The organism is Pseudobutyrivibrio sp. (assembly GCF_017471675.1).
In the GTDB taxonomy this organism is placed as follows: Bacteria; Bacillota; Clostridia; order Lachnospirales; family Lachnospiraceae; genus Pseudobutyrivibrio.
The window spans coordinates 31,304-54,096 of sequence record NZ_JAFUSK010000022.1; the positions used below are offsets into that span (position 1 = coordinate 31,304).

21 protein-coding genes are annotated in these 22,793 nt (G+C 39.2%); 1 reads left to right on the top strand and 20 read right to left on the bottom strand.

Going from position 1 to position 22,793, the window contains the following annotated elements; translation table 11 throughout:
• Positions 1-17: 17 nt before the first annotated feature.
• Positions 18-1,202, top strand: a complete 1,185-nt coding sequence (locus IJ535_RS03465) for a hypothetical protein (protein ID WP_294298887.1) — start codon at positions 18-20, stop codon at positions 1,200-1,202.
• A 2-nt stretch (positions 1,203-1,204) separates the two neighbouring features.
• On the opposite strand, the gene IJ535_RS03470 is transcribed toward IJ535_RS03465, so the two are convergent.
• From IJ535_RS03470 to IJ535_RS03565, 20 genes are all read right to left on the bottom strand, one after another.
• Entirely contained in the window at positions 1,205-1,648 is a 444-nt protein-coding gene (locus IJ535_RS03470) for a MarR family winged helix-turn-helix transcriptional regulator (protein WP_294295476.1), read from the bottom strand.
• Between the two features lie 19 nt (positions 1,649-1,667).
• Entirely contained in the window at positions 1,668-1,979 is a 312-nt protein-coding gene (gene trxA, locus IJ535_RS03475; protein WP_294298890.1) for a thioredoxin, read from the bottom strand.
• A gap of 30 nt (positions 1,980-2,009) precedes the next feature.
• Positions 2,010-2,882, bottom strand: coding sequence for an NAD(P)/FAD-dependent oxidoreductase (locus IJ535_RS03480; protein WP_294298893.1), 873 nt, complete (start codon positions 2,880-2,882; stop codon positions 2,010-2,012).
• Between the two features lie 187 nt (positions 2,883-3,069).
• Positions 3,070-5,271 (bottom strand): hypothetical protein, encoded by a 2,202-nt coding sequence (locus IJ535_RS03485; protein ID WP_294298895.1) that lies wholly within the window; start codon positions 5,269-5,271, stop codon positions 3,070-3,072.
• 162 nt (positions 5,272-5,433) lie between these two features.
• Positions 5,434-6,249: a flagellin gene (locus IJ535_RS03490; protein WP_294298899.1), complete on the bottom strand. Its 816-nt coding sequence runs from the start codon at positions 6,247-6,249 to the stop codon at positions 5,434-5,436.
• Positions 6,250-6,351: 102 nt separating this feature from the next.
• Positions 6,352-7,410: an SGNH/GDSL hydrolase family protein gene (locus tag IJ535_RS03495; RefSeq protein WP_294298902.1), complete on the bottom strand. Its 1,059-nt coding sequence runs from the start codon at positions 7,408-7,410 to the stop codon at positions 6,352-6,354.
• A gap of 160 nt (positions 7,411-7,570) precedes the next feature.
• Positions 7,571-9,163, bottom strand: coding sequence for an MBOAT family O-acyltransferase (locus IJ535_RS03500; RefSeq protein ID WP_294298905.1), 1,593 nt, complete (start codon positions 9,161-9,163; stop codon positions 7,571-7,573).
• Positions 9,164-9,167: 4 nt separating this feature from the next.
• Complete coding sequence (locus IJ535_RS03505; RefSeq protein WP_294298908.1) at positions 9,168-9,401, bottom strand: phosphopantetheine-binding protein; 234 nt, start codon at positions 9,399-9,401, stop codon at positions 9,168-9,170.
• A 354-nt stretch (positions 9,402-9,755) separates the two neighbouring features.
• Positions 9,756-11,267, bottom strand: coding sequence for an amino acid adenylation domain-containing protein (locus tag IJ535_RS03510; RefSeq protein WP_294298910.1), 1,512 nt, complete (start codon positions 11,265-11,267; stop codon positions 9,756-9,758).
• Between the two features lie 109 nt (positions 11,268-11,376).
• Positions 11,377-12,093 (bottom strand): aspartate/glutamate racemase family protein, encoded by a 717-nt coding sequence (locus IJ535_RS03515; protein WP_294298913.1) that lies wholly within the window; start codon positions 12,091-12,093, stop codon positions 11,377-11,379.
• 56 nt (positions 12,094-12,149) lie between these two features.
• Positions 12,150-13,397, bottom strand: a complete 1,248-nt coding sequence (locus IJ535_RS03520; RefSeq protein WP_294298918.1) for a transglutaminase-like domain-containing protein — start codon at positions 13,395-13,397, stop codon at positions 12,150-12,152.
• A 68-nt stretch (positions 13,398-13,465) separates the two neighbouring features.
• Positions 13,466-14,167 (bottom strand): tRNA (N6-threonylcarbamoyladenosine(37)-N6)-methyltransferase TrmO, encoded by a 702-nt coding sequence (gene tsaA / locus IJ535_RS03525; protein ID WP_294298922.1) that lies wholly within the window; start codon positions 14,165-14,167, stop codon positions 13,466-13,468.
• A 728-nt stretch (positions 14,168-14,895) separates the two neighbouring features.
• The gene (locus IJ535_RS03530) at positions 14,896-15,420 is read right to left on the bottom strand and encodes an adenine phosphoribosyltransferase (protein WP_028243037.1); all 525 of its coding nucleotides are present in this window, start codon (positions 15,418-15,420) and stop codon (positions 14,896-14,898) included.
• 221 nt (positions 15,421-15,641) lie between these two features.
• Positions 15,642-17,150, bottom strand: coding sequence for a flagellin N-terminal helical domain-containing protein (locus IJ535_RS03535; RefSeq protein ID WP_294298927.1), 1,509 nt, complete (start codon positions 17,148-17,150; stop codon positions 15,642-15,644).
• 395 nt (positions 17,151-17,545) lie between these two features.
• The gene (locus tag IJ535_RS03540) at positions 17,546-18,094 is read right to left on the bottom strand and encodes a helix-turn-helix domain-containing protein (RefSeq protein WP_294298929.1); all 549 of its coding nucleotides are present in this window, start codon (positions 18,092-18,094) and stop codon (positions 17,546-17,548) included.
• 2 nt (positions 18,095-18,096) lie between these two features.
• Positions 18,097-18,279: a hypothetical protein gene (locus tag IJ535_RS03545; RefSeq protein WP_294298933.1), complete on the bottom strand. Its 183-nt coding sequence runs from the start codon at positions 18,277-18,279 to the stop codon at positions 18,097-18,099.
• A 7-nt stretch (positions 18,280-18,286) separates the two neighbouring features.
• Positions 18,287-18,685 (bottom strand): type II toxin-antitoxin system HicB family antitoxin, encoded by a 399-nt coding sequence (locus IJ535_RS03550; protein ID WP_294298936.1) that lies wholly within the window; start codon positions 18,683-18,685, stop codon positions 18,287-18,289.
• Positions 18,686-18,706: 21 nt separating this feature from the next.
• A complete protein-coding gene (locus IJ535_RS03555; protein ID WP_294298939.1) occupies positions 18,707-18,892 on the bottom strand; it encodes a type II toxin-antitoxin system HicA family toxin in 186 nt (61 codons plus the stop codon).
• Between the two features lie 381 nt (positions 18,893-19,273).
• Positions 19,274-20,725 (bottom strand): flagellin N-terminal helical domain-containing protein, encoded by a 1,452-nt coding sequence (locus IJ535_RS03560; RefSeq protein WP_294298943.1) that lies wholly within the window; start codon positions 20,723-20,725, stop codon positions 19,274-19,276.
• Positions 20,726-21,211: 486 nt separating this feature from the next.
• Positions 21,212-22,690, bottom strand: coding sequence for a flagellin N-terminal helical domain-containing protein (locus IJ535_RS03565; protein ID WP_294298947.1), 1,479 nt, complete (start codon positions 22,688-22,690; stop codon positions 21,212-21,214).
• Between the last annotated feature and the right edge of the window lie 103 nt (positions 22,691-22,793).

The following is a 22,793-nucleotide window of genomic DNA, read 5'->3' on the forward strand; positions in this document are numbered from 1 at the left end:
ATGGAGAGTAATGAATCATGAAGAAAAAATTAGGAATTGCATTAATTATTATTTTTACTGTAGCTATTTTCATTAAAGCTGAGTTGGATTTCAATCCCTCTGTTCGAGTATTGGCCTCTGTAATTAATTTTTCAGAGTCCACCCTTAAAAGCTCAGATTATCTGGCTTACAATATTGACCTGAAGGATTTGTTTAGAAATTATACAAATGCAGACATTAGCTACACCGGTAGCGCTTATATTAAAAAGGTTAAAGGCTTCCCTTATTCTATCAGCGGTAGCATTAAGGGTGAACGTTCTTCAGAACAAAAAAAATTCTCATGTAAAGCTGATTTGGATGTGCTGGTATTAAACGTTGGAAAAATGGATGTTTATGCTGAGGATGACACTATATATCTGGTGGCACCTATGCTTGGTAACATATCCTACGGATTTGATACTAATGAGAATCTATTCTTAAAAGCACCTAATCTTAACAATGATATCAACAGGGAATGGTTCCACAATAATAAAAAGAATATTTTCAATTTCATTCGCAAAATCGATATTAAAAAAACTGATAAAACTTATACAGACGAAGATGGAACCAAAGCCACTGAGTTTGCCATTACCATCCCTAAGGGCGAAGGCGATTTCATTTGGGAATTGCTTGGTATGGATGCCCCTGACCATGATATTAAATCCTACATTTATCTGGACAAGTTCAATCACACAAGAAAGCTTGTATTTGACCTTTCTTACAAAAGAAAGGGCGCTTACATTTCCATCTATGGCAAAAACCTAAGTACCTTAGAGCTTTTCAGCCCTCTTCCAGATAATGAACAGGTTATAGCAACCATAAAAAGAGATGGCAATACAACCTACACTAATGCTTACATTAATAATATCACCTATACCACAAATGCTGGTGACAAGTTCACTATAGATTCCGGAGCTCTTTTAAACTATGTTGATGATGGAATTAAGATGGAATTGACAGATTTGGTGGTGGCCAAGAATAGCACTTCTTTAGCAGAAGGCTATGTAAAGGGCAAAATCAAACAGGTTGATAATATGGGGGATGTGTTTAAAAATGCAGGTGCCGATTTGTCCCATGTTGATATTATTGATTGGGATGAAATAAAAAATGACACCGCCTCATTTATAGACGATGTCATTTCAAAAGCTCGTGATAATGTAGATATATTTGATATATTCGACTAATCTTAGCTTTCCTCTGGGAAGCTTCCTAAAATTTTATATAGCAATTCGTATAGCTTAGCCGATTCATCAGGCGATAGCTGAACGCATTTGCCCATTTTAGCAGGTATTTCACATGCCTGCTTTTTTAATTCCAAACCTTCGTCAGTAAGAGTAATAATAAGATTTCTCTCATCATCCTTAGAACGGCTTCGTTTAACATATCCCTTCTGCTCTAGCTTTTTAAGTACTGGAGTAAGTGTACCTGAATCAAGGAACAGCTTATCACCAAGAGCCTTAACTGTAATCTCCTTCTCCTCCCACACTACCATCATGGTAATGTACTGAGTGTATGTAAGGTCGATTGGATCAAGGTATGGCTTGTACCTTTTCACTATCTCCTTAGAGCATGCATAAAGTGGAAAGCATAGCTGATTTGAAATTTTCAAGCAATCAAATTTATCGCCCATTGTAATTCACCTCTATTAATTATAGATTTTTAGACACAAAATCTGTAAGTGCGTCCTTTGGAACAAAGCCTACGTTCATGTCTACCTTTTCGCCATCCTTTAAGACAACGATAGCTGGAATATTCATTATACCATATTCTCTAGCTAAATCTGGATTATCATCAGTATCTACGCTATAGAAATTAGCCTTATATGCAAGCTCCTCTGATACTTCTTCGAGAACTGGAGCAAGCATCTTACATGGGCCACACCATGTAGCATTAAAATCTAAAACTGAAATTCCTGACTTATCAAGTGTCTTAAATTCATCCTGATTAATTTTCTTTACCATAGTATATCTCCTTTCAAATTAAATCAACAATTACTCTGTAGCTTTCTTTAGTTCTGTTAAATATGAAACAGCTGAAAGAGCTGCAACATTTCCCTCTCCTGCTGCCTTGATGTACTGATAAGGTGTACCAGTAATATCACCACAAGCAAACAAGCCCTTGATGTTAGTAGCCATCTGTCTATCTACTGCTACATGATTGCCATCCATTGTAAGACCAGGTACAAGCTGTGATGGAGCTATCTGCTGTCTAAGAATAAAAATACCATCTGCCTTATATGTATCCTTATCTGTTTCAAGAGATGCAACACCATCCTTATAATCTATAGATTTAGGCTTAACATCACAGGTTACTTCTATATTACCACCAAGTGAACCTGAATATTCATACTGAGGTAAATAATAAACCTTATCTGCGCGCTCTGCCAAGAACTCAGCCTCTTCCTCGTCCTCTGCACCATATGCAACGATTATAGCTGTCTTACCCTTATAAAGCGCTGCATCACATGTAGCACAATAGCTAACGCCACGTCCTAAGAATTCCATCTCGCCTGGGAATGGCTTCATAGTAGTCATTCCTGCTGCTACGATAACTGAGCTGGCCTCATAGTCACCACCGTGGCATTGAATAGCAAAATACTTACCCATGGAATAAACAGCATTAACCTTGTCCTCAGTAATCTCTACACCCATTGATGTGGCATGGTCAAGAAATGCCTTAGCCATATCCTCACCAGAAACATTAGGAAGCCCCAGGTAGTTCTGAATTGTGTGAGCCTTAGCTACCTTATCAGATGAGCCCTTTCCTCCAATAAGTAATACTGATTTATTTCTAACCTTAGCAGTAATAGCTGCCTCTAAGCCTGCTGGACCAGTACCAATAACTGCAATATCATATCTTTCCATATTATAACCTCCTTAAAAAAACACTTAGGAAGCCTATTAGATTTAATACAATCTTTTAGGTTGATTAAATTGTACACAATCCAATTGTATTTGTCAACACGTTTTTTCGAAAAAATTTAGGGCTCTAGGATTATTATCCTAAAGCCCTGTGTTAAAAGCAAATATTACAATTAAAGTAAAGGTAAAACTATTTTGCTCTCTTCTTGATTGATACTGTAACAACTGCTGCTACAGCACATGCACCAATGATTATTGCAATAATAATCCATGGGAAGCCTGTCTCTACTTCTTCCTCTACTGCAAGAGGTGTATCCTCATCTTCGATTTCTGTGGTATCTTCTACCTCAGGCTCTTCTTCTGGTACTTCCTCTTCTTCAACCTCTTCCTCAGCATCTGCTCCTGAGCGACGGCCTGTAGCTGATGCTACGCTTCTTCTAGCTCTTCTAGTAGATACTGCTGCAGCAGGTACTGCCTCATCCTGAATAAGCATATTTGTAGCTGCTGTAAGTGTAGGTGAAATCATACTTGCAAAATCAATTGTCGCTCCTGTAGTTGTATTATTAACAGAAGTGCTTGAACCATTATTTCCACCATTTGATGGATTAGCAGGAGTAACTGTTGGACCTGCTGGTGTTGGTGTAGGTACAACTGGAACAACCTTTTCTCTGAAAAGCTTAATAATATCAAATGTAGTAACACTTGTATTAACAGTGTTTGTAACAGCCTTACCTGTAACATATGTCATAGGTCCAATGTAACCAGAAAGATTAGACATATTCTTGATTACATTCTTTACAACAACTGGGAAATCAAATTGGTAACCTAATACATTGAAACCAGGATTAACATAGTAATCTGATGCAACAACCTGTCCATCATCATTTGTCTTGAAACCAAATACTGCGTTCCATGCACCGGCACCAACTGTTGTACAGTTGTGTGACATCATATTAAAGCTGCTTTCCTTACCGAAGTAATCCATCATGGTTTTAGTCTGATCAGCAGTAATATCCTGCTCAATTACTTCATTTGGTCCCTGATCGTAGCCAAACTTCTGATTGTAAAGCTCACGGTTAATAAATACACCACCTGGTGTCTTGCCCTTAAGAACGCTATCAACCATAATCTGGCTGCTCTGTCCAAGGTGCATAATTACCTCGTAGAAATGATCCTTAACATATTGCTCATCTCTGTTCTCGCCTGTTGCCGCATTCCAAAGCTTAACAAGCTCATCATAGTTATCCTTGAAAAGTACTTCAGCCTGCTTTACATAGTCTGCAACAACTTCCTGTGTAGTTGCCATACCATAGTTACCGATAGAAACATAATCTCCACGATTAAGAACTACTGAACCGGCAGTATGTAATTCGTGCTCCTGTGGAACAAACATCTCGCTTGCAGCAGCATCTCTCTCTGAAGCGTTAGCATCAGTAATTTCATTAACTGTACTTCTCCAAGAAACAACCTGAGCATTATCGCCCTCTGCTGCAGCCTTAAGCTGAGCCTGGTACTGTGGATTTGTAAGGTAATATCCATACAAATCATCAATGCTAATAGTAAGATTGTTTACATAGCTTGTGTATACAATATATACATGTCCATGTGTTGGATTGCCTGTAGATTCGTCATGACGAGCCACTAATCTAACGGAACCAACTACACCGCCTGCAAGACCATACTCAAATGGTGCTGTATCATCTGCATCATTAATACCATCTTCATCTGTGTCAAGCTTTGTTGGATCTGATAAAAGCTCTGCATACTCCTTACCATTGTCATCTGTCTTAATAACAAATTCATCACCATTTAAAAGGTTGTCACCATCTAAATCATTAGTCTTCTGAACATCAAGATAAGAATAACCTCCAAATACCTTGTTGCCATCAGCTGTAAGAATCTCTCCATCACATAAAAGCTTTGTCATTAAATCAGATACACCATCAGAATTGAAATCTTTACCATCCTCTGGTTCAATAAGCTCTAGCTTATCTAAATCGATTTCTTCTGATTCTTCAGTTTCTTCTGATTCCTCAGATTCTTCTGTCTTTTCTATCTCTTCTTTAGCGTCTACTAATACGTCCTGTGCTATCGCCTCAGAAGCTGTCTCAACTGGCTCTACTACAGCGGCTTCCTCTGCTGATACGCCGACTGTATCAAGTATAGAATCATCTGTAACATCTTCTGTATGCTCTATTACTACATCCTCAATAGGAGTCACTTCCGTCTCAGGAATAACGGCTTCTGTAACTACCGTATCTTCTGCAGCCTGTCCATCTGCCACTGCTTCCGTAGAAGCATCAGCCTCAGCGTATACTGAAACAGGAACAAAAGATTGCAATAAAAAAGCACTGGCAATAGCCAATGAAAGAATTTTACAATACTTTTTCATTCTATTATCCTCCCTTATTACTAAAACCGAAAAAATTATAGCACAGAAATACCATTATGGAAACTACTTTTTTGGACACAGGTTTCCTAAAAGTGTATAAAATTACTCAAAATACAAAATAAACCCAAGCCAATTTAGGCTTGGGTTGCTTAACTTACAAAATTATGCTTCAAACATCTTAGTTACAAGGCTTTCTTCACTATCCATTTGCTTCTTCAAAGCCATGTTCTGTGCCTGATTAACAATCCTGCTGTTCTTCATTTTCGTAACAGCATCCGCAAAATCCGCATCCTCCTTGCGAGACTGGGCTGCTGTAAGGTTTTCAGCGGTATTATTGTTTACACTATAAGCAGCTGATAGACCATTAGTTTCAGCACCGATTTTACTCCGCATAGATGAAAGTGATGAATATGTCTCATCTAAAGCGTCGGTAGAAATTTTTTCAGGATTTACAGAAACATCAAAATTCTCTAATCCTGCCATAGCTGACTTGGCATCAGCTTCTGTTATAGTAGCGCTGGCTGTACCTGTATAAATGTTTATATCACCAGTACTTCCGTCTAAAAGATTTTTTTCATTGTACTGAGCCTGATTGATTGTCTGATTGATAGTGGCAACAGATTGCTTATTAGCCTCCTGCAAAATAGCTCTATCACTATCAGAGTAAAGCCCATTCATTGCTCTTACTGTGTTTTGCTCTATATCTCCAAGTGAATCTGAGATGTTAGAAAGAGCTCCATCTGCTATGTTAGTAGCATCTATTCCATAAGAAATATTCTTGCTACCCTGATTTAGACTGTTAACTTCTTTTTCAATCTGCTTAGAAATTGCAAGAGCTACTGCATCATCAGCTGCTCCATTAACTTTCTTTCCAGTAGAAAGCTCCTTAGCACTTTTCTTTTGCTGCTCCTCAGTAGCTTTCATGTGATTAACGCTGTTCTGATACTGTGATGTATTTACGTTAGATTGAATCCTCATAACACTCACCTCAATCTTTTCCGTTATATATTGTTATTATTTATCAATTCTTAACAGAATTATAACACCACAGTATTTAATTGTCATGTGAAAATTTTGTTACTAATCCTCAGTGTCCCCATGGACGTTACCAAACTTTTCAAGGTTGTCAGTTTGCCTTTTGATTTCGGCATTGTAACGTTTTTCTACAGAATCCCAGTATTTTGCGAGTTTTTCATCCCCTCTTCTATCAGGAACCTTCATATCATTAGAAAGAATCATTCCAAAATATTTTGAAAGCTTCTCTGCTCCAGCTAAATTAAGATGCAAGCCTCCATCATAAGTATCCTTGCTCCAATCTAAGCCTATTTCATCCTGAGCTTCAAGGAAATTAATATAGGTAAGATTATTCTCATCAGCATAGTCTACAATCTGCTTATCCCACTCATCATACCAATAAGGATAAAGTGTTGGGGCCTTTACAAGCACAAGCTTTACGTCATTCTCCTTACAAAGCTTTGTAAGCTTATCCAGATAATAGTAAGCATTTTCTCCAAACTGATAATCAGCAAGAGGTCGTCCCTCTGGAACATCAGTGGCTTCCTTTACATCCACTCGCATGTAGTAACCATTGAAGGAAACCTTGTCGCGATGAAACAGATATTTAAAATCATCTGAATTCAAATCACTCCATCTGCTGTGATATCTTAATATAGGAAATAAATACTCAATAAAATGCTCATCCTCAGTCATAGATGCATTGATTGTATCAACCTTGCTTTTAGACCATTTCATTCCATCAATAGTCATACGATTGTATGCCTCGTTTTGTGGCTCGTTATATTTCATAGAAAGCACATTGAACACTATCATATCAGGATGCTCTCTTTTAATAGTCTCCTCTGCCAGATAGTATGACTGCCAGATAAGCTGTTGAGCGCTGCCACGTATATACGAATTGATGCCATAATTTTCCCACAAGTAAACAGGTGATATGTTTTCATATAGCTCGCAGTCGCCGATAAAAACCACATCGTGGTCTATTGGGTCGTCGTAGTATTCACCTATCATTGCACCTTCTAAGATGCCTGTCATGTATTTAGGCTCTAGGAGTTTGGTGGTGAAGAATAGGCCTGTGATGGATATGGTGACAGCTAGTAGTATTGTAATAATTCTTTTCATTTAACACCTCATTATTTAAAGTGCCAACCACTTAACCTAGGCAAGCGCGAGGAAGAGGGCCCCATGGAGTTAAGGAGGGACCCTTTAGGGAGGTTCCCTTGACTACAATGGGAGATGGCTTCCGGGAGCATGCAGTACTAGGAGGTTGGCACTTTCTTTATTAAAACTGATTATAAATGAACTGGCTGGCCGAATATCCGATGCCGTAGGCGCCGAAGATTAGGGTGGCCATAAATAGACTGTACCAGATAATGAAGCGCACTGGAGCAGCGCAATTTGCAATCTTCACTCTTACGCTTCCACTTCTTTGAATAAGGCTCACAGCAACCAGAATTAACATTCCTATAAATACTACTGCATAATCAAATCCTGTGATGCCCATTCCTGTGAAGGCTGCTGGTGTAAGCTGAGCTAAGCATGAATCTGCAAAGATGCTTCCAAACATTTTGAAGGTAAGTGGTACATCTCTGTAGCAGTCAAACATACGAAGTGATGACATGATAAGTACTGTTCTGATTACTTGGAACAATCTCCAGCCGAAGGTGCCATCTACGTGAACCTTGCTGTGGAACCATCTGTAGAATGGCTCTAGCTCCTGAGAAATCATGATGACAACAAAGTTGCCCAATCCCCATACGATAAAGTTCCAGCTGGCTCCATGCCAGATACCTGTAGTAAACCAAACTATAAAACTGGATAGGTAAACGGGTACACGCTTACCAAGATTATTTCCAAGACGCGCTCTACTCTTCTTTGAAAGCTTCATCATAAACTGGCTGGCAGATATAGGATAGAAAATGTAATCTGTGAACCAGGTTCCCATGGTGATGTGCCATCTATTCCAGTATTCCTTGATATTCTTTGAGAAGTATGGGCGAATAAAGTTTTCTGTAACCTTAATTCCCATTGTCTCTGCCACACCGATAGTAATATCTATACCTCCGGTGAAATCTGCATAAAGCTCTAAGGCATAGAACATTGCGCCTGCAAAGGCATAGAAACCATTATAGGTATCTGGATCTGCAATGATTGCCTGAACAACCACAAGTATTCTATCTGCAATAACAAGCTTCTTGAAAAATCCCCATAGGATTCGCTCCAAGCCAAAGCTTACAGTTCTCCAATCAAATTTGTGCTCCTCATAAAGAGTCTGGCTCAAATCAGCGTAACGGCTGATAGGTCCCTGCACCAGCTGTGGGAAGAAGGATACAAAAAGTGCGAACTTAAACAGATTATCCTGAGCCTTGAACTTGCCATTAAAAACATCAATAAGGTAGCCCATAGACTGGAAAGTGTAGAAGGAAATACCCATTGGGATAATCAGATCTACAAAGGAGATTCCATCTGGCCTTCCAAAGGTGTTTAAAATAGAATTGATATTTGCAATAGTGAAATTAGTGTACTTTGTAACTGCAAGTATACCTAAATTAAAAAGAAGGCAAGCTAAGAATATCTTCTTTTCCGCAGAGTGCTCCTTAGCCTTAAGAGCTTTTCTTTCTTCCTTTTCATATTCCTTTTTATGCTCTTTAAACCATGCATCAAAGCTTTCCTTTTTATCAGAAATCTTTTTGGCGGCAAAAAAAGTAGTCACTGTAGTGACCATAATAAAAATCAAATATCTTGGGTCACACATAAAATAGAATGCGTAACTTGCAAGAAGCAGGAAGGACCACTGGGCCCTTCCTGGCAACAAATAATACATTATAAATACTACTAATAAAAATAATAAAAATTCGTAGCTTGTAAATAACATCTAATTAGTCCTCATCATCTAATTTAGCTTTAATCAAAGCATAGATTGTCTCTGCTGATGCAAAATTCTCAGGTGTAAGTTCTGCTGCACCAATTGTAATATCAAACTCCTCATTAATCTCCGAAATCAGTGACACAATATCAAATGAATCAAGTATTCCTCCTGTCACTAAATCCTTTGCAGTTGTGAAATCCACCTCTGGGTGTAAGTCTCCTAAAATCTCTAATAATTCTTCCATTTTTTCCTCCTTATTATCGTAGCGGCCTCCGAGTACTCCGTGCTCCCGCAAGCCATCTCCCATTGGAGCCAAGGGAACCTCCCTAAAGGGTCCCTCCTTAACTCCATGGCATGTCCTCAAAGGCATCCTTGCTTTGCAAGGAACTTTGAGGGCCACTGATGTAAGCTCCGCTTACTAGACCAACATTTTCCTTCATTACACTCGGAAAATGATGGTCATATCTTGCTCGCGCTTGCCTAGGTTGAGTAGCCGCTTATTATATGAGCCTGTAGTTAACAAGCTATTATATTTCTCAAGGAGAGCTTTCTTCAGCTCGACGGAGAAATCATAATGCTTGTTAGCGTAACAGGCGGACTAACGGCTTTCGAACATCTGAGTTAAGCGCACGCGGTCAATTTTGCCGTTGGCTGTGAAAGGCATTTCTTCAAGTCGGTTTACCTTGTTAGGTAGCATGTAGCGTGGTAGCTTGGTCTTTAGGGCTTTGATAAGGTCGCCTTCTGTGATGTCGCCTACATAGTAAAGGACGATTTTGCCCTGTTCCTTGGCGTAGATACAGCCTGAGAGCTTTATTTCTGGAACAAGGTTTACATTGGCTTCGATTTCGCCTAACTCGATGCGGTGTCCCATGTGCTTTATCTGGAAATCTTTTCTAGAGTGGAACACAAGCTCCCCATATTCATTAATGTGGCCCATATCTCCTGTGCGGTAAATGATTTCTGGATAAGCAGTGTTCAAAGGATTTTGAACATAGGCTTCGCTAGTCTTTTCTGGGTTGTTGTAGTAGCCAAGTGTAACTGATGTACCGCGGATGCAGATTTCGCCCTGCTCTCCATCTGCTGCAAGGGTGTTGTCATCCTTTAGTAAAAGGATTTCAGTGTTCTTGAATGGGAAGCCTACTGGGATTACTTCGTCATCAGCAAACTCGCGAGTGACTGGATAATAGCAGCACATTCCTGTTCCCTCTGTAGGGCCGTAAAGATTGAAGAACTTTGCCTCAGGGCAAGCCTCTCTCCACAGTCTAAACTGCTTGATTGGGAATACCTCGCTACCAAATGCGATAGTGCGAAGTGTGGTAGGCTTTACTGTATCAAATGTAGCAAAGGCGCTAATCATTGTAAGTGCTGAAACTACCCAGCATACTGTATTGATGTTGTGCTCATTAATATATTCCACCAGCTTTACTGGGAACATAAAATATGAGTGTGGAATCAAATATGTAGTTGCTCCAAACTTAAGTGTTGGATAAAGCTCCTTAAGGCAGGCATCAAAATAAAGTGGTGTCTGATTTCCAAATATAGTGTCCTCGTTGAAGCCAAGTGTTTCTGATAGCTGCTCTATGTAATCGATAACAGAACGATGGCAGGCACACACACCCTTTGGCACACCTGTAGAGCCTGATGTAAATACTATGTATATTGGGTCTGTATCGATTGCCTTCTTTCTTACAAGAGCAAGTGCATCATAATCTGGCTTCGTATTTACGATATCTGAAAACAGAACAATGTCTGCTTTATAATCAAAGCCTTTTGCGATTTCCACTGTGCTATCATCGCAGATAATTACACGTGGCTTGCAGTTATCTAAAATAAGATTAATTCTTGTAGCAGGCATTTCGCTATCGATTGGAACATAATAGCAGCCTGCATTGATTACCCCAAAAAAGGTTGCTATGGTGTTTGGACTCTTTTTCATGAACACGATAACTGGCTCACGCTTGCAACCTTTGTTTATCAAGCCTGTTCCTACGGAATCCATGATATTTTTTACGTCTGAAAAAGTAAGCTGTACCTCGTCATCTGCGTAGGCGATTTTGGTTGGTACTCGGTTTAAAGATTCGTTTAAATAGTCTAGTACGTTGTTTTGCATTATACACCTCATCCACCGCTAAAGCGGTCCCCCCTTGTCTCCCCTCCCGGCTCGGTCGTTGCTAAGCAGGCTCCACTGGAGCCTAGCAACCCTCAAGGGGAAGGCTTTTTTATTTTGTTATTAATTCTTCGTATTCTTTTCTTAGCTTTGCGCATTTTTTTACGCAGTCGGCGGCTAGTACGTCTATGATGTCTAGCACCTTATCTCCTACAGCGTGGTCGCGTTTTACTATGGATAATTCTGTGCAGCCTAGTATTATCACATCTGCCCCTGCTTCTAGAAGCTCTGTTTTAATCAACTCGAATTCCTTCATTGCCACACGTCTGCCTGCTTTAACATCATCATAGATTATTGACATAACAAGCTTCTGGCATTCTGTAGATGGGTAGATGCATTTAATATCGTAGTCCTTGAACACAGAATCAAATAGATGCATCTGAGCTGTGCCATCTGTAGCCATGATACCTACATTTTTAATTCCTCTTTCGTGTAGATACAAGGCAGCTTCCTTTACTCCATTCGATACAGGCACAAATACGCTATCTGCAATCTGGTCGTGGAAAAAGTGAGCTGTAATGCATGGCATAGCTATATAATCAACATTCTGCCGCTCTAATTCATGTGCAAGCTCTAGTATCTTAGGCAAAGGGCTCTCTTCGCTCTCACCTAAGATGTAGCCTGTTCTGTCCGGAATGGTTGGGCAGTTGTATATAATCATTTCAATGTTATCCTGGTCTGTGGCGGCGTCCGTCATTTCGATAATGCGGCGCATGAAATAGGCTGTTGCCATTGGACCAAGGCCACCGATAATTCCTAGTTTTTTCATATTCACCCTCATCAGTCAGCTTCGCTGACAGCTTCTCCCAGAGGGAGAAGCCTCATTCAATTAAAATAAGTATATATTTCTCTGTCGTAATTGTGGGAACGATAGTGGGCGTTGGAATATTCCATCAGCTCCTCGTCTGTAAGATAAAATCCTTTGAATTCCTTATCTGTACGAGGTGTAGTATCAAAGTGTCTCCAGCCCTCGCCACAATCTATTACATTCCAGAAATGATGTCTGGTGGCAGTCGGAATGATTTCGATATCCTCATTCTTAATACCTGCCCTGGTAAGAAGTTCCTTGCTGACAGCGAAATAGTTGTAGCAATCTCCATGGCGATTCTTAAGGCCATCATAGGCACCCTTATGCCAATCACCTCTATCTTCACTTTCGCTATAGCCAATATTGCCCTTCACCCACACATAGATTGCATGAGCCTTATCGTAGTCTGACATATCCTCTGTAATAATTCCTGACAGTACCTCATCGGCTAGTGCATTAACCTCGTCCTCTGTGTACTCAGCCTTAATTACAGTGATAACCCCTTCTTTTAAATCCATGTTTCCCATAGAATCCGTTGCTGTATATTCTATAGGATATTCCCCTGGAACATCTAGGTTCACATGGCTGCTATCAACCTGCACTTCTATATCTGTATCTACATTATCTGTAACTATAATTCCCTGCTTAAAGCTAACTGCCTGTCCTGTGTAGACAGTCTTATCCAGCTGCCCCTCTATAACAGGTGGAACAATATCATACTCTTCCACAAGATGAAGGGTTGTATTGACACTTGTGCAATTGCATGATGAATCCTCTGCAACAATATTAATAGGAATATCACCATAATTATCAAAGCTGATTCCCTCACCAAAATATACCTTAACATCATTTGAGGCATCACTTACCGATTCTACAAAATCTTCTGGCTTTGGAATCTCTTCCTTAGTGCGTGTCAGTTCCTTTACTGAAAGCTCTGGAGCTACGGTATCCACCACCTCTAGCACGCAATCATAAGTATATCTGCCACATATCACTTTTACATCATAGCTGCCTGCAATATCTGTTGAATATACACTACCAGTGGCAAATTCAGCCGTATCAGATGGATTTTTTAGAAAGTCGGTAGCTTTTACCTGCCCTCCAAGCTCCACCTGGCATTTTGTATAAACTCTATTGGAATAATCATAATAAAAGTAGGCCCCCACCCCTGCACAGACTGCCACAACTGCAGCTGCGATAAGTATAATGAGCCTACTTGTTTTTTGCATTTTTTTATGATTTTTTCTTCTGACATCATTTTCCATAATAATACATTCTCCAGAGTGAATTCACTCGAAGATAATTTTATCAATCATGGAACATATAGTCAAATCTAACAGGGCTTAATAATATCAGTTACTACTAGTCCCCCATCTGTTGCCATAAAGACAATATCATAACCGTGATATGCCATTCTGAAATCTCTTTGCTTTCCTCTATCATAGCCCGCTCTTGGATCCTGAGATAACACCTGTATTGCAGACCTTCTAATATCTTCTGGAAGCTTCTCAAGAAGCTCCTTTGGAAAATCAACCTGCACCTGCCGATCTTTTGACAATGAATCGGTAAAACCTCCCCTGGCATCTGGATGTGCATCGGCATAAGGGATATAAGGCTTTATATCATAAATAGGTGTGCCGTCTAACATATCAACGCCACTTACCACTAGAATATGTCCTTCATTTTCTGTTTGTCTTACCTCTAAAAGCCTCACAGAGGACATACCTATATTGTTAGGCCTATATGGTGCTCTTGTTGCAAACACTCCCATGTGCTTTTCTCCCCCTAGACGTGGCGGACGCACTGTGCCACCTTCTAATGGCTTGTTCTTAGAAAACCCCCATAGCAACCACAGATAATCATAATCCGTAATACCTTCTATGTATGTAGGATTTCTATATTCTGAGGTGAATACAATATAACCTATTTCATCTGCCAGCCCGCTTTGCCTAGGTATGCCAAATTTCTGTGTAAATCCTGTTTTAATGTATGCAATTTCTTTTAATTCCATCTTTACCTCAGCTTGTTTAATCAAAAATAGTACTGCTTATATGCAGCTTCAAATATCATTATACTAATACATATAAAAAAAGTAATGTATTCTTGTAGAAAATCTTAATTAACTGAGGGAATAAAAAGAAATAATTGAGTGTATTTTTCAAATTATAATAATCCACTTAACAGCGTTTTTTACTTTTAAGCGGAAATAAGAAGCTTTTGAAATCCACTTAACTTTTGAGATTTTAATATGTGGGTGAATTTCTGAGAATTGCTAAACCGCTTAACTTTTGCTGGAATTCTTAAGCTGAATATGGCTATAGAAGAAAAACACTTACCACCAATTTTAAAAAGTTAAGTGTTTTTGGAGAAAACCTAGAATAAACGCACTTTTTAGGATGTGAATTAAGTGATTCTCACTAGATGTGCAAAAGCACTTACATTTTTTATAAGTGTAATTGGAGATGTCAAATATACCACTTAACTACCTACCAAAATAGTAAGCTTTCTAGGATAAAAGCCTATTTACACTTAACTTTTTCTTGGGAGTGATAAGTGGATTTTATAAACAAATAAATAACACTTATATTTATAAACGATTTTATTTAATAGGGAAATACACCTGACTAATTCAATGTTTTTAGGACCAAAAATTAAAACACCCACAAAAAGCTATGACTTCTTGTGGGCTACTTAAGGAAAAAGCCTACAAAAACCTATATTATAAAAGGCAGTACCTAAAGTACTGCCCAATAATAATCTCTATTACTTTCCTTCGTATGTAACAACTGATGATACATCATACTTAGCAAGCTTCTCACGTCCATTAAGACCTGCAAGCTCCATAAGGAAGATAATCTTAACAACCTCTCCGCCAAGCTCCTCAACAAGCTGAGCTGCTGCTTCGATAGTACCGCCTGTAGCGATAAGGTCATCTACGATAACAACCTTCTGGCCTGGCTTAACTGCATCCTTATGCATTTCGATAGTAGCTGTGCCGTACTCAAGGTCGTAAGTCTTCTCGATAGTTTCGCATGGAAGCTTACCTTTCTTACGAATAAGTACAAATGGTTTGTTAAGTGCATAAGCAAGTGGTGCACCAAATATAAATCCACGGCTCTCAGCGCCTGCGATAACATCGCAATCAACATTCTCAAGTAACTTCTTCATCTCATCAATAGCGAGGTGGAAGCCTTCAGCATCCTGTAAAATACTTGTAACATCACGGAACATGATGCCTGGCTCTGGGAAATCCGGAATAGTTCTGATGTAATCTTCTACTTTTTTCATATGACTCCTTCTATCTTATGTGCCGCATAATTTCCATTGGAGCGGCTAACAAAAACATTGGATAAAAAGATATTATCCTTATAAATTATACGGTTTTTGTATCTATATTTCAAGTGCATTGTATAAACCTAAAAAAGGGGTCCCGGAGGACCCCAATTTGTGGATAGTACTAAGCTTCATTTCGGGAAGCTTGTGTGTACCGATGCGTTTGGCCACGCTAATTACTGAAGTAATGAAAGAACACCCTGTGTTGCCTGATTTGCCTGAGCGAGCATTGACTGGCCTGCCTGAGCAAGAATATTGTTCTTGCTGTATGTAACCATCTCGTCAGCCATATCTGTATCACGGATACGTGATTCAGCGGCATCTGTGTTCTCAACTACGTTATCAAGATTTGCTATACTGTGCTCTAATCTGTTTTGGATGGCACCAAGGCTAGATCTCTGAGCAGAAACCTTTGTTAAAGCATCTGCAATAGAATCAATTGCGTATGTTGCTGCCTTACCTGTGGCATCACTTACATTTAAGCCCTGGATTCCAAGTGCTGTTGCTGACATTGATTCGATATTTACGCTAATCTTATTTGTCATATCAGCGTCTGAACCTACATGCAAATTGAATGAAAGATCATTCTGAACTACTGCTGTTCCCTTCTGGATGATGAACTGAACCTTATTATTAGCTGTTGTGATTTCAGATGGTAACTTATTGCTTGCTGTAGCAATATTACTCTCTGCTTGACCATTTGTCATGATTGTTGTATTACCGATTTTAACTGTCAATCCATCAATAACAGCATCTGCACCAATAGAAGATGCAGCTCTTAGCTCATTTGCCATAAGCTCATATGCTTTTGCCTGAGTAATGACGGTTGTATTCTTAGAATCCACACCAGTCTCTGTTACACCTGTTGTTCCTGTAGTTGGTCCAGTCGCTCCCATATCGTTGAATAGTGTCACTGTTTTACCATTGTATTCAATAGTAGAACCGTTGCTGGCAAATTTGATAAACTCATTCTTGTTAAGCTCAGATGTGTTAACATTTGTGTTGTCAGCAATTGTAAATGACTTACCATCAATCTTAACTACAGAACCATTAGTCAGATTTGTTGCACCCAAAATAGCTAAACCATTATTAATCATTGTTGCGGTTGTAGCTCCAGCGACACCAATTGTGTACTTTGTACCACCAATTGTTACTGTATCACCCATTGCAAGAGCGTTGATTGTAAATGTTGCCTTTGTGGTGTTCTGTGTAAGTGTGCCTTCAAGACCCGCATCATGCGCCTTAATTACTTGTGTCTTGGTGCCAAAGTCCCCCTTGAGAAGATAGGTCTCATTGAACTTAGTCGTCTCAGCGACACGGTCGATTTCTGTAGTTAACTGTATAATTTCATCCTGGATAGATGAACGGTCATCTTCAGAGTTTGTACCGTTTGCTGCCTGGACTGCCAATTCATTCATTCTCTGTAACATAGAATGTACCTCTGTAAGGGCACCCTCGGCGGTTTGTACTGCTGAGATACCGTCTGATGCGTTGGTTGAAGCCTGATCCAGACCACGAATCTGCTTTCTCATTTTCTCTGAAATTGAGAGACCAGCTGCATCATCAGCGGCTCTGTTGATTCTAAAACCACTTGAAAGTTTCTCAGTAGACTTAGACTGAGCATTTGTTGTTATTCCTAACATTCTTGAAGCATTAGCTGCCTGCATATTGTGTTGTACTACCATAATTTCTACCTCCTTGTAGATACTCTCACGATTCCATTCATGAGAGATGCGATATTTTTTCGCATAACATTAGTTAATAATCTTAAAAAAGTTTCATGACATGGAAACATACATACTTTAGGCTTATTTCCAGTATCTATATTACAAGGGAGTGACCAACCTCCGCGTGTAATCAAGGAAAGAAATTAAAGTAGTTTAGCCTTATTAAATTGTAAAGCTACTAGTGTAGTTTAGTCACTTTTCCGCGCGATAATGAAAAACAACTAAACTTAGGTGGACAACAAAAACAATTTGTTTACTGTTTCCATCTACTACAGTTATCGGAAAAGATTTTCGAAACTTTAGAATAGATTTCAAAAAAATAGGACCTCCCGGCTGGAAGTCCTATTTCTATTCTAACTATTCTCATCTAATACTGCTTGCATAATATCCATTAGCTGAACAACTTTACTGAGTGGTACAGGTGTGTTAACATCTCCATTTGAAATAAATAACTGATTGCCACTAACAGATAGGTCTGTAACAGCGTCTGATGCTGATATTGTTATCTTAACACCTTCATATTCTTCTAATGTTTTATGGCGAAATCTGAATCCAGATTCCATCAGGCTTTTGATTTGGACATCTCCTAAATTATCCAACATACTTATATCTAATAACTTAGCATCTGCTGCGGCATTAGCATATGCAACCAAAGCCTTAGCACGCCCTACCTTGCCATCAGTTAAATCTCCATAAAACTGCCATGGCTCAATATTAAAGTATTGCCCAAGCTTTTCTAAAAAGCTATAGCTTGGGGTTGTGTTTCCATTGACCCAATCGCAAAAGGTAGTATATTTATATCCTAAATCGGTTGCTACCTGTTTACGGGTCTTCTTTTTAACTTCAAGCAAATATTTTATATTCTTTGAAACTCTACTTTTTTCATCTGCTGTTGATATCATAATTATTTAACCGTATTAGCATACTCATCATATAGCTTCTTGCGAAGACTGCTATTTTCCTTTATCATAATGTCCCTTGCCTCTGTGTCGCGGCCATTCTCTATAAGCCAAGAATACAGGTTAAGTATGTTTTCTTCACCTTGCTCTATTCCCTCTTGTTTCAAATCCATGACAGCTTTACACATATTGTAGTCACCCCATATTTACTCTCTGTAATAGTGCTTCCTGCAACACTTGAGAAAAATTAATTCCCATTTCTGTAGCTGTTTCATTTAACCATTCTGGGATAGTAAGTGTTTTCTTAACAGCTCTATTATTATGTAATTTTCTATATTTCAAGGTATCACATGCTATGTAATTTACAAACTCATTTGGCTCATGCTTTACATCTAATAAATCAGAAGATGAAGGTATAGCTAAACCTTCTCGTTCTAAATCAAATAATGCATATGCTAAAACATCTTGTGCCATATAAATTGCATCTGCAAGATTTTCTCCGCTAGTATAACAACCTTTAATATCCGGAAAATATACTGAATACAATCCGTCATCTTCTGGTGTAAAAATAGCAGGGTATGTATACTTCGCCATAAACAATTCCTCCTTAAATAATCATTTCAAACCTGCGTCTTTCAAAATTCTATTTGCTGTTCCCTTTGCAATTTCTCTTCCTGGATGTCTAGGTACTCTGAAGTACTCATCTGTTATAGGGCTATACCATTTATCATGCTCCGCACCATTTTCAACCAAATAACACCCATTTCTTCTAAGTATTTTTGTTAATTCGCTTGTTTTCAAGTAATACTCTCCCTTAATAATAACACGTGTCCACACGTGTGTAAAGCAATAATTATTTGTATTATTCGTAATTATATTACGGTGTATTCGTATTTATGTCAAGTGAAAATTTTTGCACAAAGAAAATGGACCTCCAAGTGGAGGTCCAAATCAATTACATCCTTGTAAGTTACTCTTTGAAGTCCCTTTCCAAGAGAGTGCCAGAGGCACTGTTTTGAAAATTTAGGGGCCTGCTAGGGGATAGCAAGCCCCCTAATTTCACTAGTTATTTAACTAGTCTGCGCGAAACGAATAATCGGATACTCGCCTATTTAAAAATCACCTGCGGTGATAGGCTCGTCATGTTCGTGATTTTTCAAGTCAAGCTTTAAAAATCACGAATTATCCTAAGATTGAAAGTACACCCTGTGTAGACTGGTTAGCCTGTGCAAGCATTGCCTGACCTGCCTGCTGAAGAATATTATTCTTGCTGTAGTTAACCATTTCGTCAGCCATATCTGTATCACGGATACGAGATTCAGCAGCGTTAGTATTCTCAACTACGTTGTCTACGTTAGCGATTGTATGCTCTAATCTGTTCTGGATAGCACCAAGAGAACCTCTCTGTGCAGATACTGTTGCAACTGCATCAGCAATTGCATCAATAGCGTATGTTGCAGCCTTACCTGTTGCATCAGCTACGTTAAGTCCCTGGATACCAAGTGAAGCAGAGCTCATGTCCTTGATTGTTACGCCAATCTTGTTTGTCATATCAGCATCAGAACCAACATGAAGGTTGAATGTAAGGTCATTCTGTACTTCTGCTGTTCCCTTTGTCATTGTGAATGTAAACTTATCATTTGCTCCTGCTTGTACTACGTTTGCACTAGTCTCATCCATAGTATCTGTTCCATTCTTCTTAACAGTAGGATCACCGATAACTGTATCTGCGCCAATTGATGAAGCTGCTCTAAGCTCATTCTGCATTAACTCATAAGCTTTCTTTTGAGTGATTACTGTAGTGTTCTTAGAATCAACACCAGTAGAAGGTCCTTTGTCTCTTACATCATTAAATAATGTTACAGACTTGCCATTGTACTCGATTGTAGAACCGTTGCTTGCAAATTTGTTAAGCTCAGTAGCTGCAAGCTCTGATGTCTCAACGTTAGTTGTAGATGCGATTGTAAATGACTTTCCATCAATCTTTACAACTTCACCGTTTGAAAGGCTTGTAGCACCAAGAATAGTCTGTGCATTTGAAAGCATTGTAGCTGTGTTTGTACCAGAAACACCGATTGTATAATTTGTGCCACCAATTGTTACTTCATCGCCCATTGAAAGAGCCTTTACTGTAAAGGTAGCCTTTGTTGTGTTCTGAGTAAGTGTTCCATCAAGACCTGCATCATGAGCTTTGATATTGATTGTCTTTGTACCATAATCGCCCTTAAGAAGATATGTCTCGTTGAACTTTGTTGTCTCAGCAACACGGTCGATTTCTGTTGTAAGCTGATCAATTTCATCCTGGATTGAAGCACGGTCTGACTCACTGTTTGTTCCATTTGAAGCCTGCACTGCTAGTTCATTCATTCTTTGAAGCATTGAGTGAACTTCTGTTAAAGCACCTTCAGCTGTCTGCACTGCAGATACACCATCCTGTGCGTTTGTAGAAGCCTGATCAAGACCTCTAATCTGCTTACGCATCTTCTCTGAAATTGAAAGACCAGCTGCATCATCAGCTGCACGGTTGATTCTGTAACCAGAAGAAAGTTTCTCAGTTGACTTTGCCTGATTTCCAGATGTGATGTTGAGCATTCTTGAAGCATTAGCTGCTTGCATGTTGTGTTGTACTACCATAATTTCTACCTCCTTGTAGATACTCCCCGGAATCCTTTCCTAGGAGAAGTGCTTTTGCACTTGATTGTTATTACCCTACTCTGTTTCATTCAGCTCCTATTCGCAAAATCGCTGCTACGCAGCTTTCCTTTTGCTCATATGAGGTTCTCGTCAAATAGATTTTTCTTAAAATTTGAATGCAAGCATTCAATTTTATTCAAAATCTACTTGCCTCTGAATGAAACTATATAATAACTACGGTACTCGCGCGACATACCATAAATTACTATCGAAGTTAAAGTGATTCTTTTCGCTTTTAATAAATGGGGCCTTAAGGACCTTAAGGCCCCAAATACTCTAGTATTTAACTAGTCTGCGCGAAAACGAATCGTTGAAAGTTTTCTCATTTAATAAATTAGCCAATGATACTCGCCCATTTGAAAATCACCTGCGGTGATGGGCTCGTCATGTTCGTGATTTTGAAAGTCAAGCTTTAAAAATCACGAATTAGCCTAAGATTGAAAGTACGCCCTGTGTAGACTGGTTAGCCTGTGCAAGCATTGACTGACCTGCCTGCTGAAGAATATTATTCTTGCTGTATGTAACCATCTCATCAGCCATATCTGTATCACGGATACGAGATTCAGCAGCGTTAGTATTCTCAACTACGTTATCTACGTTAGCGATTGTATGCTCTAATCTGTTTTGGATAGCACCAAGTGCACCTCTTTGCGCAGATACTGCCGCTACTGCATCTGCGATTGCATCGATTGCGTATGTTGCAGATTTACCTGTTGCATCTGCTACGTTAAGTCCCTGGATACCAAGTGAAGCAGAGCTCATATCAGCTATTGTTACACCAATCTTGTTTGTCATATCAGCGTCAGAACCAACATGAAGATTAAATGTAAGGTCATTCTGCACCTCAGCTGTTCCCTTTGTCATAGTAAATGTTACTTTCTTGTCTGTCAATTCATCTGGACGCTTGTTAACATTTGCTGCTGTAGCCTCCTGAGATGTATCAAACTTAACAGTAGGAGCCGCAATAACATTATCTGCACCGATTGAAGATGCTGCTCTAAGTTCGTTTGCCATAAGCTCGTAAGCTTTTGCTGCAGTAATAACTGTAGTATTCTTTGAATCAATACCTGATGCTGGTCCATTTGCATTAGCTGTTCCTGTATCATTAAATAATGTTACAGATTTGCCATTGTACTCAATTGTTGAACCATTACTTGCGAACTTATCCAACTCGTCTTTGTTTAATTCAGAAGTCTCAACATTTGTAGTAGATGCAATTGTAAATGACTTTCCATCAATCTTTACAACCTCTCCATTACCCAATGTTGAAGCTGAACCATTACCAGCACCAATAACTTTAAGTGCGTTCTGTAGCATAGTTGCTGTAGTTGAACCAGAAACACCGATTGTGTAATTTGTACCACCAATTGTTACCTGGTCGCCCATTCCAAGAGCTTTAACTGTAAAGGTAGCCTTTGTTGTGTTCTGAGTTAATGTTCCTGCAAGACCTGCATCATGAGCTTTAATCTGGATTGTCTTTGTACCATAATCGCCCTTAAGAAGATATGTCTCGTTGAACTTTGTTGTCTCAGCAACACGGTCGATTTCTGTTGTAAGCTGATTAATTTCATCCTGGATAGATGAACGGTCTGACTCACTGTTTGTTCCGTTTGAAGCCTGAACTGCTAGTTCATTCATTCTCTGAAGCATTGAGTGAACTTCTGTTAAAGCACCTTCAGCTGTCTGCACTGCAGATACACCATCCTGTGCGTTTGTAGAAGCCTGATCAAGACCTCTAATCTGCTTACGCATCTTTTCTGAAATTGAAAGTCCTGCTGCATCATCTGCTGCTCTGTTGATTCTGTAACCTGAAGAAAGTTTCTCAGTTGATTTTGCCTGATTGCCAGATGTGATGTTAAGCATTCTAGAAGCATTAGCTGCTTGCATATTGTGTTGTACTACCATAAATTCTACCTCCTTGTAGATACTTCCTGGATTCCTTTCCTGGAAGAAGTGCCTTCGCACTCAATATTTTTAGTTACATTTATATCTTACAGCACTCGCGCAT